This is a genomic window from Pseudomonas sp. A6, from assembly GCF_052367875.1.
GTDB lineage: Bacteria > Pseudomonadota > Gammaproteobacteria > Pseudomonadales > Pseudomonadaceae > Pseudomonas > Pseudomonas citronellolis.
In genome coordinates this window covers 7,174,594-7,188,235 of the sequence record NZ_CP198970.1, presented here as the reverse complement: position 1 = coordinate 7,188,235, position 13,642 = coordinate 7,174,594, and the positions used below count along the sequence as shown (strand labels likewise).

Annotated in this window: 13 protein-coding genes; 3 read left to right on the top strand and 10 right to left on the bottom strand. The window is 67.5% G+C overall.

All coding sequences use genetic code 11. The annotated features are described in order from the left end of the window. The 7 genes from efeO to choX form a co-directional block, all read right to left on the bottom strand. On the bottom strand, positions 1 to 1,188 hold the full coding sequence (gene efeO / locus ACTWJ5_RS31640) for an iron uptake system protein EfeO (protein WP_116425800.1): 1,188 nt from the start codon (positions 1,186 to 1,188) through the stop codon (positions 1 to 3). Continuing rightward, positions 1,185 to 2,015 (bottom strand): iron uptake transporter permease EfeU, encoded by an 831-nt coding sequence (gene efeU, locus ACTWJ5_RS31635; protein WP_009614336.1) that lies wholly within the window; start codon positions 2,013 to 2,015, stop codon positions 1,185 to 1,187. Before efeU ends, efeO begins: the two co-directional genes overlap by 4 nt. A gap of 655 nt (positions 2,016 to 2,670) precedes the next feature. Beyond that, positions 2,671 to 3,600: an alpha/beta hydrolase gene (locus ACTWJ5_RS31630; RefSeq protein ID WP_444437212.1), complete on the bottom strand. Its 930-nt coding sequence runs from the start codon at positions 3,598 to 3,600 to the stop codon at positions 2,671 to 2,673. A gap of 2 nt (positions 3,601 to 3,602) precedes the next feature. Further along, positions 3,603 to 4,073, bottom strand: a complete 471-nt coding sequence (locus ACTWJ5_RS31625; RefSeq protein WP_444437211.1) for a thioesterase family protein — start codon at positions 4,071 to 4,073, stop codon at positions 3,603 to 3,605. 223 nt (positions 4,074 to 4,296) lie between these two features. Further along, positions 4,297 to 5,262: an L-carnitine dehydrogenase gene (locus tag ACTWJ5_RS31620; protein WP_444437210.1), complete on the bottom strand. Its 966-nt coding sequence runs from the start codon at positions 5,260 to 5,262 to the stop codon at positions 4,297 to 4,299. A 109-nt stretch (positions 5,263 to 5,371) separates the two neighbouring features. Then, positions 5,372 to 6,259, bottom strand: a complete 888-nt coding sequence (locus ACTWJ5_RS31615) for a 3-keto-5-aminohexanoate cleavage protein (RefSeq protein ID WP_249918337.1) — start codon at positions 6,257 to 6,259, stop codon at positions 5,372 to 5,374. A gap of 75 nt (positions 6,260 to 6,334) precedes the next feature. After that, entirely contained in the window at positions 6,335 to 7,273 is a 939-nt protein-coding gene (gene choX / locus ACTWJ5_RS31610; protein ID WP_074980720.1) for a choline ABC transporter substrate-binding protein, read from the bottom strand. A 209-nt stretch (positions 7,274 to 7,482) separates the two neighbouring features. On the opposite strand from choX, the gene ACTWJ5_RS31605 reads away from it, so the two are divergent. From ACTWJ5_RS31605 to ACTWJ5_RS31595, 3 genes are all read left to right on the top strand, one after another. Further along, a complete protein-coding gene (locus ACTWJ5_RS31605; protein WP_444437209.1) occupies positions 7,483 to 8,475 on the top strand; it encodes a GlxA family transcriptional regulator in 993 nt (330 codons plus the stop codon). A 250-nt stretch (positions 8,476 to 8,725) separates the two neighbouring features. After that, positions 8,726 to 9,888 (top strand): IS3 family transposase gene (locus ACTWJ5_RS31600; RefSeq protein ID WP_112302876.1). Its coding sequence is split into 2 segments (ribosomal slippage): positions 8,726 to 8,981 and positions 8,981 to 9,888, totalling 1,164 coding nucleotides; the frame shifts between segments, so codons are not numbered across the junction. A gap of 104 nt (positions 9,889 to 9,992) precedes the next feature. Continuing rightward, entirely contained in the window at positions 9,993 to 10,463 is a 471-nt protein-coding gene (locus tag ACTWJ5_RS31595; protein ID WP_444437208.1) for a nuclear transport factor 2 family protein, read from the top strand. A gap of 45 nt (positions 10,464 to 10,508) precedes the next feature. On the opposite strand, the gene ACTWJ5_RS31590 is transcribed toward ACTWJ5_RS31595, so the two are convergent. The 3 genes from ACTWJ5_RS31590 to ACTWJ5_RS31580 all read right to left on the bottom strand — a co-directional run bounded on the left by ACTWJ5_RS31590 (position 10,509) and on the right by ACTWJ5_RS31580 (position 13,211). Beyond that, complete coding sequence (locus tag ACTWJ5_RS31590; RefSeq protein ID WP_043270214.1) at positions 10,509 to 11,342, bottom strand: ABC transporter ATP-binding protein; 834 nt, start codon at positions 11,340 to 11,342, stop codon at positions 10,509 to 10,511. After that, positions 11,330 to 12,136, bottom strand: coding sequence for an ABC transporter permease (locus ACTWJ5_RS31585; protein WP_061563149.1), 807 nt, complete (start codon positions 12,134 to 12,136; stop codon positions 11,330 to 11,332). Before ACTWJ5_RS31585 ends, ACTWJ5_RS31590 begins: the two co-directional genes overlap by 13 nt. Positions 12,137 to 12,227: 91 nt before the next feature. Then, a complete protein-coding gene (locus ACTWJ5_RS31580; RefSeq protein ID WP_249918339.1) occupies positions 12,228 to 13,211 on the bottom strand; it encodes an ABC transporter substrate-binding protein in 984 nt (327 codons plus the stop codon). Between the last annotated feature and the right edge of the window lie 431 nt (positions 13,212 to 13,642).

Below are 13,642 nucleotides of genomic sequence, written 5' to 3'. Positions count from 1 at the left end.
TCAGGGTTGGGCCAGGCCCAGGGCCGGCGCCACGGCGTCCAGCGCCTCGGCCAGGCGGGCGGCCGCGGCGGCCAGCTGCTGGCGCTGGGCGGCCGTGACCTGGTCGTAGGGCCTGCCGGCCAGTTGCGCGAGGCCGGTGTCGAGCGCCGCGGCGGCGGCGTCCAGGCGCGCGGGCAGTTCGGCGGCCTTGCGTTGCAGCAGCGGGCGCAGCAGGTCGATGACCTTGCGCGCGCCCTCCAGGTTGGCGGTGAAGCCGGCCAGGTCGCTGTGGCTGTAGCGTTCCTCGTCGCCGTTCACGCGTTGCTCGGCCAGGTTGCGCAGCAGCCGCGCGGCGTTGCCGGAGAGCTGTTCGGGCGGCAGCGACTGGGCCATGAGGGCGTCCTTCAGGGTGGCGACGTCGGCCTGCAGTTGCGTGGCGACCGGCGCCAGGCCGGCGGTCGAGTCCTGGGCGAACAGGCCGTACTCGATGCGGTGGAAGCCGCCGAAGGCCGGGTCCTGCTCGCGCTGCTCGAAGGCGTCGGCGCGCGGGGCGATGCGGTTGTCCAGCTCGGCCAGACGCTGGGCGCTGGCGGCGATGCGCTGGTAGGCGGCGCGGCCTTCCAGGTAATGCGTGCGCGCGGCGCCGAGGTCGTTGGCCGCCAGGGCCTGGCTCAGGGCATCCAGGGCGCGTTGCAGCTGGCGCAGCTGGCCGGCCAGGTAGACGCGGTATTCGGCCAGCGGGGCGACGAAGTCCAGCAGCGGCGAGCGCGCCTGCTGGGCGGCGCTGGCGGCCGCGCTGGGGGTGACGTGCAGGCTGCCGTGGGGGTTGCTGAGCAGGCCGCAGGTGACCTGGTAGTCGCCGGGGGCGAGGTAGGCCGAGAGCGACTGGCTCATGCCCGGGGCGATGTTCTCGCGTTCCTCCACCACCATCACGCCGTCGAGGATTTCCCACTCCACCGCGCGGTCGGAGCGGTTGAGGATGCGGAAGCGCGCCTGCCCGGCCGGCACGCTCAGGGCGTTGGGTTGGCAGCCGTGGGGCAGCACCGTGACCTGTACTTCGTCGTTTTCCAGCTTGGCCTGGTGGGCATGGCGCGCGGCGTAGTAGAAGGCCGCCGCGGCGAGCACGGCCAGGGCCGCCGAGGCCGCCACCGCGGCGTTGAGCAGCAGGCGGCGGGCGCCCACCGGCGGCTGGGGTTCCGGCAGGCTCATTCGGCGGTGCTCCGGGCAGGGGCCGCGGGGCGCGGCGGCAGGAAGAACAGCGTCAGGCTCAGCGCCAGGTAGGCCAGCCAGGCGCCGAGGGTGCTCAGGGTGGGGCTCTGCTGGTAGCCGAACAACCCGGCCAGCAGCGAGCCCAGGGCGCCGTCCTCGGGCAGGCTGGCGCCGCTGTCCCACAGGGGCGCCTGCAGCAGGTTCCAGACCCCGGCCTCGTGCAGCGAGCGCACTGCGTTGGCGAGGATGCCGGCGGCCACCACCAGGATGAACAGCCCGGTCCAGCGGAAGAAGCGCGCCAGGTTCAGGCGCACGCCGCCGCTGTAGATGCCGTAGCCCAGGGCCACCGCCAGCGCCAGGCCGAGCAGCGCCCCCAGCGGCGCGCCGGGGCCCTCGCTCTGCTGGAACACGGCGAGCAGGAAGAACACCGTCTCCAGGCCTTCGCGGGCCACGGCGAGGAACACCATGGCGATCAGCGCATAGCCCTGGTGGCGGGAGTGGAAGGCGTGGTCCAGCGCGGCTTGCAGCTCGCCCTTGATGGAGCGCGCCATCTTGCGCATCCAGAACACCATGGAAGTGAGGATGGCCACCGCAGCCAGGCCCACCAGGGCCTCGAACAGTTCCTGCTGCTTCTGCGGGAACTCGGCGCTGGCCAGCTCCAGCCCGGCGCCGACGAACAGCGCCAGGGCGGCGGCGAGGAACACCCCGATCCACACCGCCGGCATCCAGTGCGCGCGCCCGGTGCGGCGCAGGTAGCTGGCGATGATGCCGACGATGAGCGCGGCCTCCATGCCCTCGCGGAGCATGATCAGGAAGGGGACCAGCATGGTTTCACCTGGGGCAGGGCCGCGCGGCGCGGGGGTCGGCGGCGGCTGAGAATGCAAACAAGAAGGATTCTCGATGTCGTCGCCTTAAGGATTGCTTAAGGGGCCGTGCCTAGTTTCGTTGCCTGTCCGCGGCGGATACGCGCACGTCGTTTTCGGCAAACCCGAAGTTGGCGAAGCAGCCACACTGGAGCCATACCGCTGCGGTCGATACCGAAGTAGGTGCTTGTCACACTGGGAGCCTTGACGGCTCGCTTTCGTCCCCTGTCGCGCGTCGGGCGCGGCGGGGGATTTTTTTATTGTTCGCCCTGGTTGGCTTTTCGTAGGAGCGAGCTTGCTCGCGAACGGAGTTTCCAGGTGGCCTGGGTGTCTCGGTTTGACTCCGCTCCCTCTCCCCAGCCCTCTCCCTGAAGGGAGAGGGGGCTTGTCCGTGCCGAGAAAAGTGATGGTTTCAGCCGGAAACCGACGGAGCTGCCGGCTGACTCAGGAACACCCAAGCGCTCCGAACGGTCCCCTCTCCCTTCAGGGAGAGGGTTAGGGAGAGGGCGTTCTTCAGGATATGCACCGAACCTGACCAGCAGAACGCCATTCGCGAGCAAGCTCGCTCCTACGAAAAGCGGAAAAGCGGAAAAGCGGAAAAGCGGAAAACCGCCTGCGCTCAATCCAGACGCCGGGCCAGCGCCTCGAACAAGGCCTCGTACAACCTATCCACCTCCGCCAGTTCCCGTGCCCGCAAGCAGCCGTGCACCAACCCCGGACCGGGAAAATAGTCCACCTCCACCCCATCCCTGCGCAGCCGCTCGGCATAGCGCCGCCCGTCATCCCGCAACGGATCGAACTCGGCCACCCCCACGAACGCCGGCGCCAACCCCGCGAAGTCATGAGCACGCAAAGGTAAGGCGAGAGGCCGATGCCGTTGCAGTGGATCGGGCAAATAGGCATCGATGCACACCCGCATGTCAGCGGCGGACAACAACGGCGCATCCGCACACTCGACTCGCGAATCCGTAGCCTCGTCACCCAGGGCCGGATAGACCAGCACCTGGACCCGCGGCTGCGCCTCGCCCGCATCGCGCAGGGCCAGGCACAGGGCGGCGGCCAGGTTGCCGCCGGCGCTGTCGCCGGCCACCGCCAGGCGGGTGCGGTCGAGGGGGTCGTCCAGCGCGCCGTCGCGCAGGGCGCGCCAGGCCGCCAGGCTGTCTTGCAGAGCGGCGGGGAAGGGGTGTTGCGGGGCCAGCCGGTAGTCCACCGACAGCACCAGCAGGCCCAGGCGGGCGGCCAGTTCGGCGCAGAAGAAGGCGTGGGAGTCGAGGTCGCCGAGCATCCAGCCGCCTCCGTGGAGGAACAGCACCGCTGCCCAGCCCGTTGCCGGCGGTGTGCCCGCCGGGCGGAACAGGCGCAGCGGCGGCAGGCCGGCCAGGGCCAGGTCGCTTATCCGCAGGCCCGGTGGGCGTGGTGGGGTGAAGGCGGCGGCCATGCGCGAGTAGGCCTTGCGCTGCGCCGCCAGGGACGGATCGGCGCTGGCGAAGGCGCGGGTGCGCGCGACGAAGTCCGCCATGCCGGCGGACAACGGATACTCGCGCGCCATGCTCAGCCCGGCAGGCCGATCATCCGGCCGACGTGCGCCGGCCGCGGCAGGCCGCGGTGCGCCTCGGCCAGGGCCAGCACGCGCTCCAGCACCACGCCCTCGAAGGGCGCCGAGCGCGGGCCGTCCAGGCTCACGTGCAGCAGCATCTGTTCGCTGGCCGCCAGCGGTTCGTCCTCGCCGGGGCGGTGCAGCGTGTGGTGCACGTGCAGGCGCTTGCGGTCGTGGGCCAGCAGTTGGGTGCGCACTTCCACCGGCTCGCCCTGCTTCACTTCGTGCAGGTAGTTCAGGTGCACCTCCAGGGTGAACAGCGAGTGGCCGCTGGCCTCGCGGCTGGCGCTGTCCAGACCCAGGTGGTCCATCAGGGCGTCGGTGGCGTAGCTGAAGATCAGCAGGTAATAGGCGTCGCGCAGGTGGCCGTTGTAGTCGGTCCACTCGGCCAGTACCGGGGTTTCGTAGGTTTTCAGGGTGGGCATGGTGGTCATTCCGAAGAGCCCCTCTCCCCAGCCCTCTCCCTGAAGGGAGAGGGGGCCGCTCGGAGTGGGCGGATAGACAGGGTAGAACCTGATCAGGATTTCGCGAGCTAGAGCAGAACAAGGCAAAAACAGGCGGGGACGCGGAGTTTACTTGCCGTAAATGAGCAGTCACCGCCTGTTTTTAACGCAGTTATGCCGACGCGCAGCAAATCCTGGCAGGTTCTTAGTCGACGAAGGCGAAGCCGTGGCGTGCCTTGGTGTCCTTGATGGCGCCGAGCACTGCCAGCAGGCAGTCGTCGCGGTAGCGTTCCAGCTCGGCGATGCTGCGGTTGCCCTGCTGTTCGCTGGTGCCTTCGACCACCTTGTCGATCAGCGATTCGGTCAGTTCCGGCGCCGGCAGGTAGGTCCAGGGCAGTTGCAGGGCCGGGCCGAACTGGGCCATGAAGTGGCGCATCCCGGCGTTGCCGCCGGCCAGGGTGTAGGTCAGGAAGGTGCCCATGAACGACCAGCGCAGGCCGGCGCCGAAGCGGATGGCGTCGTCGATCTCGCCGGTGCTGGCGACGCCGTCGTTGACCAGGTGCAGGGCTTCGCGCCAGAGCGCTTCGAGCAGGCGGTCGGCGATGAAGCCGGGGACTTCCTTGCGCACGTGCAGCGGGCGCATGCTCAGGCTGCGGTACACCGCGATGACCGCCTGGATGGCCGCCGGGTCGGTCTTCTCGCCGCCCACCACTTCCACCAGCGGCAGCAGGTACACCGGGTTGAACGGGTGGCCGACCACGCAGCGTTCGGGGTGCGTGGCGTCGGCGTAGAACTCGCTGGGCAGCAGGCCCGAGGTGCTGGAGCCGATCAGCGCGTCGGGCTTGGCGGCGGCGCTGATCTTGGCGTGCAGCTCGCACTTCAGGTCCAGGCGCTCGGGGGCGCTTTCCTGGATGAAGTCGGCGTCGCGCACGCATTCCTCGATGGTGTCGACGAACTTCAGGCGTTCCTGGGACGCGCCGGGCACCAGCCCGGCCTTCTGCAGCGCCGGCCAGGCGTTGGCCACGCGCTGGCGCAGGGCGGCCTCGGCGCCCGGCGCCGGGTCCCAGGCGACCACGTCGAGGCCGTGGGCCAGGGCGCGGGCGATCCAGCCGCTGCCGATGACGCCGCTGCCGAGGGCGGCGAAGGTCTTGATTTCGGTGATGTAGGACATGAAGGGCTCCAGCGGGAAAGGGGGATTGCCTGTAGGAGCGAGCTTGCTCGCGAACCGGGTCCGCTGCGGAGCCGTTCGCGAGCAAGCTCGCTCCTACGAAAAGCGGGTGTCAGGGGCGGGGCTTGAGGTTCATCTTCTTGCGCCCTTCGGCCGGGGTGAGGGCGCGGCCGCCGAGGCGTTCGATGATCTCGATGGCGCGCTCCACCAGGCTGCCGTTGCTGGCGTGCACGCCGCGGTCCAGCCAGATGTTGTCTTCCAGGCCCACCCGCACGTTGCCGCCCAGCAGCATGGCCTGGGCGACCATGGGCATCTGCGAGCGGCCGATGCCGAAGCCGGCCCAGGTGAGGCCCGCGGGGATGTTGTCGGCCATGGCCTTCATGGTGGTGGTGTCGGCCGGCGCGCCCCAGGGGATGCCCAGGCAGATCTGGATCAGCGGGTCTTCCAGCAGGCCTTCCTTGAGCATCTGCTTGGCGAACCACAGGTGGCCGGTGTCGAAGATTTCCAGCTCGGCCTTCACCCCCAGCTCGGTGATGCGCTTGGCGCCGGCGCGCAGCTGGGCCGGGGTGGAGACGTAGATGAAGTCGCCGTCGCCGAAGTTCAGGGTGCCGCAGTCCAGGGTGCAGATTTCCGGCAGCAGCGCCTCGACGTGGGCCAGTCGTTCCAGCGGGCCGACCAGGTCGGTGCCGGCGCCGAATTCCAGGGGCTGCTCGCCCTTGCCGATCTCCAGGTCGCCGCCCATGCCGGCGGTGAGGTTGATGATGACGTCGGTGTCGCTCTCGCGGATGCGCTCCACCACTTCGCGGTAGAGGTTCACGTCGCGGCTGGGCTTGCCGGTCTGCGGGTCGCGCACGTGGCAGTGGGCCACGGTGGCGCCGGCCTTGGCCGCCTCGATGGCGGCGGCGGCGATTTCCTTGGGGGTGACGGGGATGGCCGGGTGCTTGCCGACGGTGTCGCCGGCGCCGGTCACCGCGCAGGTGACTATGACTTCATGGTTCACGGTGGCTGTCCTTTCTTCAGGCGTACGGGGGCCCTGCGCGGCGGGCGCGCCGCGCAAGGGTGGGGCGTTGTTGGCTTATTTCAGGCTGGCGACGAAGGCGGGTTCTGCCGGCTTGCCGTCGAAGGTGGTCACCCCGGCGAGCCAGGCCTTGAGCTGGTCGGGATGGGCCTTGAGCCAGGTGCGGGCGGCGTCCAGCGGCTGGCTGCGGTCGAGGATGGGTTCCATCACCTGGCTGACTTCCTGGCTGCTGAAGCGCAGGTTGTGCAGCAGCTTGGCGACGTTGCCGCACTGCTCCTGGTAGCCGGTGGCAGTCATGATGGAGACGGTGGCGGCGCCTTCGTTGGGGCCGAACACGTCGTCGCTGCCGGTGAGGTATTTCATGTCGATCTGCAGGTTCATCGGGTGCGGTTTCCAGCCGAAGAACACCACCCACTGCTGGCGCTTGATGGCGCGCTTGACCGCGGTGAGCATGCCGGCCTCGCTGGACTCGACGACCTGGAAGCCCTTCAGGCCGAACTTGTCCTTGGCGATCATGTCCGCGGTGATGCGGTTGGAGCCGCTGCCCGGCTCGATCAGGTAGATCTTGTTGTCCAGCTTGTCGCGGAATTTGGCGATGTCGGCGAAGGTCTTCAGGCCGCCGTCGTAGACGTAGGTGGGCACCGCGTAGGTGGACTGCGCGTCGCCCAGGGTGGCCGGGGTGATGACTTCGATCTGCTGCTTGTCCAGGTAGGGCTTGGCCACCGGCTGCATGGTCGGCTGCCAGTAGCCGAGGAAGACGTCGAGCTGCTTGTCGGCCATGCCGGCCAGGATGATCTGCTGCGAGGCGCTGGTCTGCTTGACCTTGTAGCCCAGGCCGTCGAGCAGGGCCTCGGCCACGGCGCTGCTGGCCACCACGTCGGTCCAGTTCACCGAGCCCATGCGCACGTTCTGGCACGACGCCGGCTCGGCGGCCCAGGCGCTGCTGACCAGGGTGAACAGCGCGGCGCAGGCGCCCGCTTTGATCGATAGCTTCATGACTTCTCCTCAAGGCCTTTGCGGCAGTGGTTATCGTTGTTGTGTCATGGCCCCGCGAGGCGGTGGCTGGTGTTCAAATTACGCACAGCCTGCGACGGAAAATCGCACTCCGGCGACCTGCACTTGCACGCTGGCGACCTCGGCCATTGCCAGGGCCGGGCAAATGTTCCATACCAACGGATCGCCGCTCGAATCGCCTGGATGACGCCATGTCGAATGACTTCTGGTTCCTCCTGCTGCCCGGTTTTTCCCTGATGGGGTTCATCTCCGCCGTGGAGCCGCTGCGCGTCGCCAACCGCTTCCGCGGCGGGCTCTACCGCTGGCACCTGCTGAGCGTCGACGGCGGCCCGATGCTGGCCAGCAGCGGCATGTCGATGAACGCCGACGGCGCCCTGGAGGCCCTGGGCCGTGGCGACACGCTGTTCGTGGTGGCCGGCTTCGACCCGCTGCAGGCCTGCACCCCGGCGCTGCTGCACTGGCTGCGCCGCCTTGACCGCGAGGGCGTGACCCTCGGCGGCATCGACACCGGCAGCTTCGTCCTCGCCGAGGCCGGGCTGCTCGACCGCCATCGCTGCACGCTGCACTGGGAGGCGCTGGATGCCTTCCGGGAGACTTATCCACAGCTGCAGGCGACCCAGGAGCTGTTCGAGATCGACGGCTCGCGCATCACCTCCGCCGGCGGCACGGCGTCCATCGACCTGATGCTCGACCTGATCGCCCGCGCCCAGGGCCCGGAGCTGGCGGTGCAGGTGTCCGAGCAGTTCGTGGTCGGGCGCATCCGCACCCGCCAGGACCACCAGCGCTTGCAACTGGCGACGCGCTACGGGGTGATCAACAAGAAGCTGATCCAGGTGCTGGGCGAGATGGAAAGGCACACCGAGCCGCCGCTCTCCACCCTGGACCTGGCCGAGCGCATCCAGGTCACCCGCCGCCAGTTGGAGCGCCTGTTCCGCCTGCACCTGAACGATACGCCATCGAACTTCTACCTCGGGTTGCGCCTGGACAAGGCCCGGCAGTTGTTGCGGCAGACGGAGATGAGTGTGCTGGAGGTGGGGTTGGCTTGTGGGTTCGAGTCGCCTTCGTATCTGTCGCGGAGTTATCGGGCCAGGTTCGGGGTTTGTCCGCGGGAGGATCGGGGGGTGTTTGCGGGTGGGGCGTTGGTGGGGGTTTCCAAGAGCCCCTCTCCCCAGCCCTCTCCCTGAAGGGAGAGGGGGCAGTCCGTGCCGAGAGAGGTGATGGTTTCAGCCGGAAACCTTCGGCGCTGCCGGCTGACTCAGGAATGCCCATGCACTCCAAACGGTCCCCTCTCCCTTCAGGGAGAGGGTTAGGGAGAGGGCGCTCTCCAGGATGAGCACCGAAGCCACAGGTGGACACCGTTCGCGAGCAAGTGTAGTGGTCTACTAACCCCGGACACCCATTTAGGCGAGAATGCTCGCCACAGAGAGGTGTCCGATGACCAAGCAACGCCGTACCTTTACCCCTGAGTTCAAGCGCGAAGCTGCCTGCCTGGTGCTCGATCAAGGCTACAGCCATGCCGAAGCGGCCCGTTCGCTCGGCTTGGTCGAGTCGGCCCTACGCCGATGGGTTAATCAGCTTCAGCAGGAGCGCGGCGGCGTTACGCCGGCCAGCAAAGCGTTGACGCCAGAGCAGCAAAAAATCCAAGAGTTGGAAGCCCGGATCACGCGCCTTGAACGCGAGAAATCGATACTAAAAAAGGCTACCGCGCTCTTGATGTCGGAAGATCTCGAGCGTACGCGCTGATCCGCCAGCTCAGCGACCATGAGCCCGTTGATTGTTTGTGCGAAGTGTTCGAAGTCACTCGCTCAAGTTACTACGCACATCGTCACAGAAGGCGAACTCCGGACGTTGAACGACTGCGGTTGCGCAGTCGAGTGAATGAGTTGTTTACGCGAGGTCGAAGTGCGCCCGGCAGCCGTACCATCATGGCAATGATGCAAGAAGAAGGTGAGCAAATCGGGCGGTTCAAGGTCCGCAGCCTGATGCGTGAGCTGGCGTTGATCAGTAAGCAGCCAGGATCACATGCGTACAAAAAGGCCACAGTGGAGCGGCCAGATATTCCGAACACCTTGAACCGAGCGTTTGATGTCGAAGCGCCAAATCAGGTCTGGTGTGGAGACATCACTTACGTCTGGGCACAGGGCAAATGGCACTATCTGGCGGTTGTCCTGGATCTGTATGCACGCAGAGTGGTTGGTTGGGCCTTATCAGAAAAGCCGGATGGAGACCTGGTGGTCAAAGCGCTGGACGTCGCCTACGAACAACGTGGAAAGCCTCAAGGACTCCTGTTCCACTCCGACCAGGGATCGCAATATGGCAGCCGTCAGTTCCGCCAGAGACTGTGGCGCTACCGCATGCGCCAGAGCATGAGCCGCCGAGGCAACTGTTGGGATAATGCACCGATGGAGCGAGTATTTCGCAGTTTGAAATCAGAGTGGATACCGACCACGGGCTACCTGACCGGGCAGCAAGCTCAACGAGACATTGGCCAATACCTGATGGGCCACTACAACTGGATCCGGCCGCATCAGTTCAACGATGGACTGGCTCCAGCGAAAGCTGAAGAAAAACTTAAAACCGTGTCCGGGATGAGTTGACCACTACACCCATCACCTTGGCAACATCCGTGGGATGCCTGTCATTCCTCCAAACCCACCTACGGCGCACCATGACCAGAACCCCCACCCCAGGAGCCCCCATCATGAGCGAACCCCGCCCACCCCTGCCGCCTTTCACCCGCGAGACCGCCATCCAGAAGGTGCGCGCCGCCGAGGATGGCTGGAACAGCCGCGACCCACAGCGCGTGTCCCTGGCCTACAGCCCGGACAGCAGCTGGCGCAACCGCTCCACTTTCATCCGTGGCCGCGTGCAGATCGTCGAATTTCTCACCGGCAAGTGGCGCCGCGAACTGGACTACCGGCTGATCAAGGAGCTCTGGGCCTTCACCGGCGAGCGCATCGCCGTGCGCTTCGCCTACGAGTGGCACGACGACTCGGGCAACTGGTTCCGCTCCTACGGCAACGAGAACTGGGCCTTCGACGCGAACGGCCTTATGGTCGAACGCCACGCCAGCATCAACGACCTGCCCATCAGCGAGGACGAGCGGCTGTTCCGCTGGCCGCTGGGCCGGCGCCCGGACGATCACCCGTCGCTGAGCGATCTCGGTCTCTGAGCCGGCCGCGGGAGCGAGGCGGGCGCCCCGCCCCCGCGGTGGGCCTCAGTGCGCTTCTTCCAGGTCGTCGTGGAGCAGCCCGAGGATTTCGCGCTTCATCTCGATGAACTGGCGGTCCATCACCATGTCCAGCGAGCGCGGGCGCTCGATGGGCACGTCGAGGATGCGCTTGATGCGCCCCGGGCGGGCGCCCATGACGTAGACGCGGTCGCCCAGCAGGATGGCTTCGTCGATGTCGTGGGTGACGAACACCACGGTCTTCTTGCTGTGGTCCCACACGCGCAGCAGCAGCTTCTGCATCTGCATGCGCGTCTGGCTGTCGAGGGCGCCGAAGGGCTCGTCCATCAGCAGGATCTGCGGGTCGTTGGCCAGCGCGCGGGCGATGGCCACGCGCTGCATCATGCCGCCGGAGAGCTGCTTGGGGTAGTTGCCGGCGAAGTTGGCCAGGCCCACCTCGTTGAGGTAGTAGTCGACGATCTCCTTGCGCTCGGCGGCCGGCAGGCCGCGGCGCTTCAAGCCGAACTCGACGTTCTCGCGCACGGTCAGCCAGGGGAACAGGGTGTAGCTCTGGAACACCATGCCGCGGTCGGCGCCGGGGCCGTCGACGCGCTGGCCGCCGACGTAGATGTCGCCCTCGGTGGGCTCGGACAGCCCGGCGGTGAGGTACAGCAGGCTCGACTTGCCGCAGCCGGAGGGGCCGACGATCACCGCGAACTGCTGGTCCGGCACCTCGAAGGAGACCTTCTCCAGCGCGGCGAAGGTGCCGCCCTCGGGGGTGCGGTAGCGCAGGCTGACCTGGTCCACGCGCAGCCGCGCCGGCTGCGCCCCTTGTGCGGCCGGTGCCGCGTCGTTGCGTTGCATGGCTGCTACTGCGCCCATGAGGCCACCTTCAGTCGGAGGATGCGGAAGAGTTGGTCGGTGATCAGCCCGAGCAGGCCGATGATGGCGATGGCCAGGAAGATCACGTCCACCTGGAAGCCGCGCATGGCCTTGAGGCTGATGTAGCCCAGGCCGCTGGAGGCGGCGACCAGCTCGGCCACCACCAGGTACGTCCAGGCCCAGCCCATGGTCACCCGCAGGGTGTCCAGCACGCCGGGCAGCGAGGCCGGGCCGAGCACGTGCAGCACCACGTCGCGGCGCGTGCAGCCCAGGGTATAGGAGGCGTTGACCAGGTCCTTGGCGACGCCGCGGGAGACGTCGGCGATCATCACCAGCTGCTGGAAGAACACGCCGAAGATGATCACCGTGACGCGCTGCTCGATGCCGATGCCGATCCACAGGATGAACAGCGGCACGAAGGAGGTCACCGGCAGGTAGCGGATGAAGTTCACCAGCGGTTCGAGGAAGGCCTGGACGATGCGGAAGCTGCCCATCAGCAGGCCCAGGGGCACGGCAACCAGGGACGAGACCAGGAAGCCGATCATCACCACCTCGACGCTGGCCAGCACGTGGGTGCCCAGGGTGCCGTCGCGGCCCAGGCGCACGGCGGCGTCCAGTACCGCGCCGGGGCTGGGCAGGAACATCGCCGGCACCACGCCGCCGTAGGAGAGCAGGGCCCAGAGGCCGAACACCAGCAGCCAGCACAGGGCGCTGGCGGACCACACCAGGCGCACCGGCAGCTCGACCTTGGGCGTCAGGCAGCGGCTGAGCCAGGATTTATTCGGACGTGACATCGCGGATTACCTCCATGCGGACGGCCGCAAGCCTTCCGCCAGGATGCTGTGGAACGAGGGATGGGGAGGGCGGGCGCGCGGCCCGCCGGGTTCACTGGGCGACGAAGCGGGTGTCCACCAGGTCGTCGTAGCTGACCTGGAAGGTCTTGCCCTGCAGTTGCGTCCAGGTCTCGTTGGCCAGGCCGATGATGTCCTTGATGTCGCCGGCCTTGCCGGGGGCGCCGAGGAGCTTCTCGCTCATGGCCTCGTCATAGAAGCGCACACCCTTGGCCGCCTCGGCCAGGTCCTTGGGGTCGGACAGGTAGCCGCCGACGCCCTTGGCCATGATGGCGTAGGCCTCCTGCGGGTGCTCCTTGGTGTACTGCACGGCCTTGTACAGGCCCTTGACCAGGGCCTTGACGTCGTCGGGCTGCTTGTCGATGACGTCGCAGTTCAGCGCCACCACGTCGACGATCACCCCGGGGGTGCTGGTGCTGTCCACCAGCACCTTGCCCTGCTGCTTCTGGCGCACCATCGACAGGTGCGGCTCCCAGGTCACCGCGGCGGGGATGCGCCCGGCGATGAAGGCGGTGGCGGCATCGTCGGCGGTCATGTTCTGCACCTTGATGTCGCCCATGCTCATGCCGGCGTTCTTCAGCAGGTACGCCAGCCAGAACTGCGACACCGAGCCTTCGTTGACCGCCACTTCCTGGCCCTTGAGCTGGGCCAGGCTGGTGACGTCCTTGCCCACCAGCACGCCGTCGCCGCCATGGCTGTCGTCCAGCGCGGCCACGGCCTTGAAGCAGAACTGCGGGCGGTACTTGAGGATTTCGTCGATGGTCGAGGCGGAGCCGGAGAGCTTGCCGGAGGCCTGGGCGGCCATGTACATCGCCGCTTCCTCGATGGGGGTGAGCTGCAGGTCCAGGCCCTGCTCCTTGAAGTAGCCCAGGTCGCGGGCCAGGTACAGGGTGCCGTAGCCGACCCAGGTGGTATGACCGATGGACAGGGTGCCGGCCTGGGCCGCTCCGGCGGCGCCGGCGAGCAGCCCGGCGAGGGCGAGGGGACGGGTGAAACGCGCAAGCAAGGACTTGTTCATGAAGCACTCCCACAGCCTGTTGGGCTTGTTATTGGATAACTGCGGCAGTGGCCAGATGGCCGGAGATTTCACAGCGAAGCGGAACGTGCGTGGCGATGGGCTCTGTGGCCCCTGGGCCCGAATGGCGGGCGGCACGTGACAGGGCGGATGGTGGCGGAAGCGGGAGGCTCGGAAAATTATTAAATATGTCGTTGCGACATAAGAAAAAGCTGCCTTTCGCCGCCGGGGCCCGGGCTTGCCGCATTCGTGGCGCCCCGACCGGCGGCGGGCTGCCAGCCACTTCCTCAGGGCTTTCCTACGCTTTGTGCATCCTTTTCGCCGTGGGCGCCGCGCTGGGCCGGGAATAGACTCCCCGGCCGTCGGAAATCGCCCCAGGCCAGCCTGCAAGCCACAAGGCCCGCGCCCCGGACCGGACAGCCATGTATCGGAAA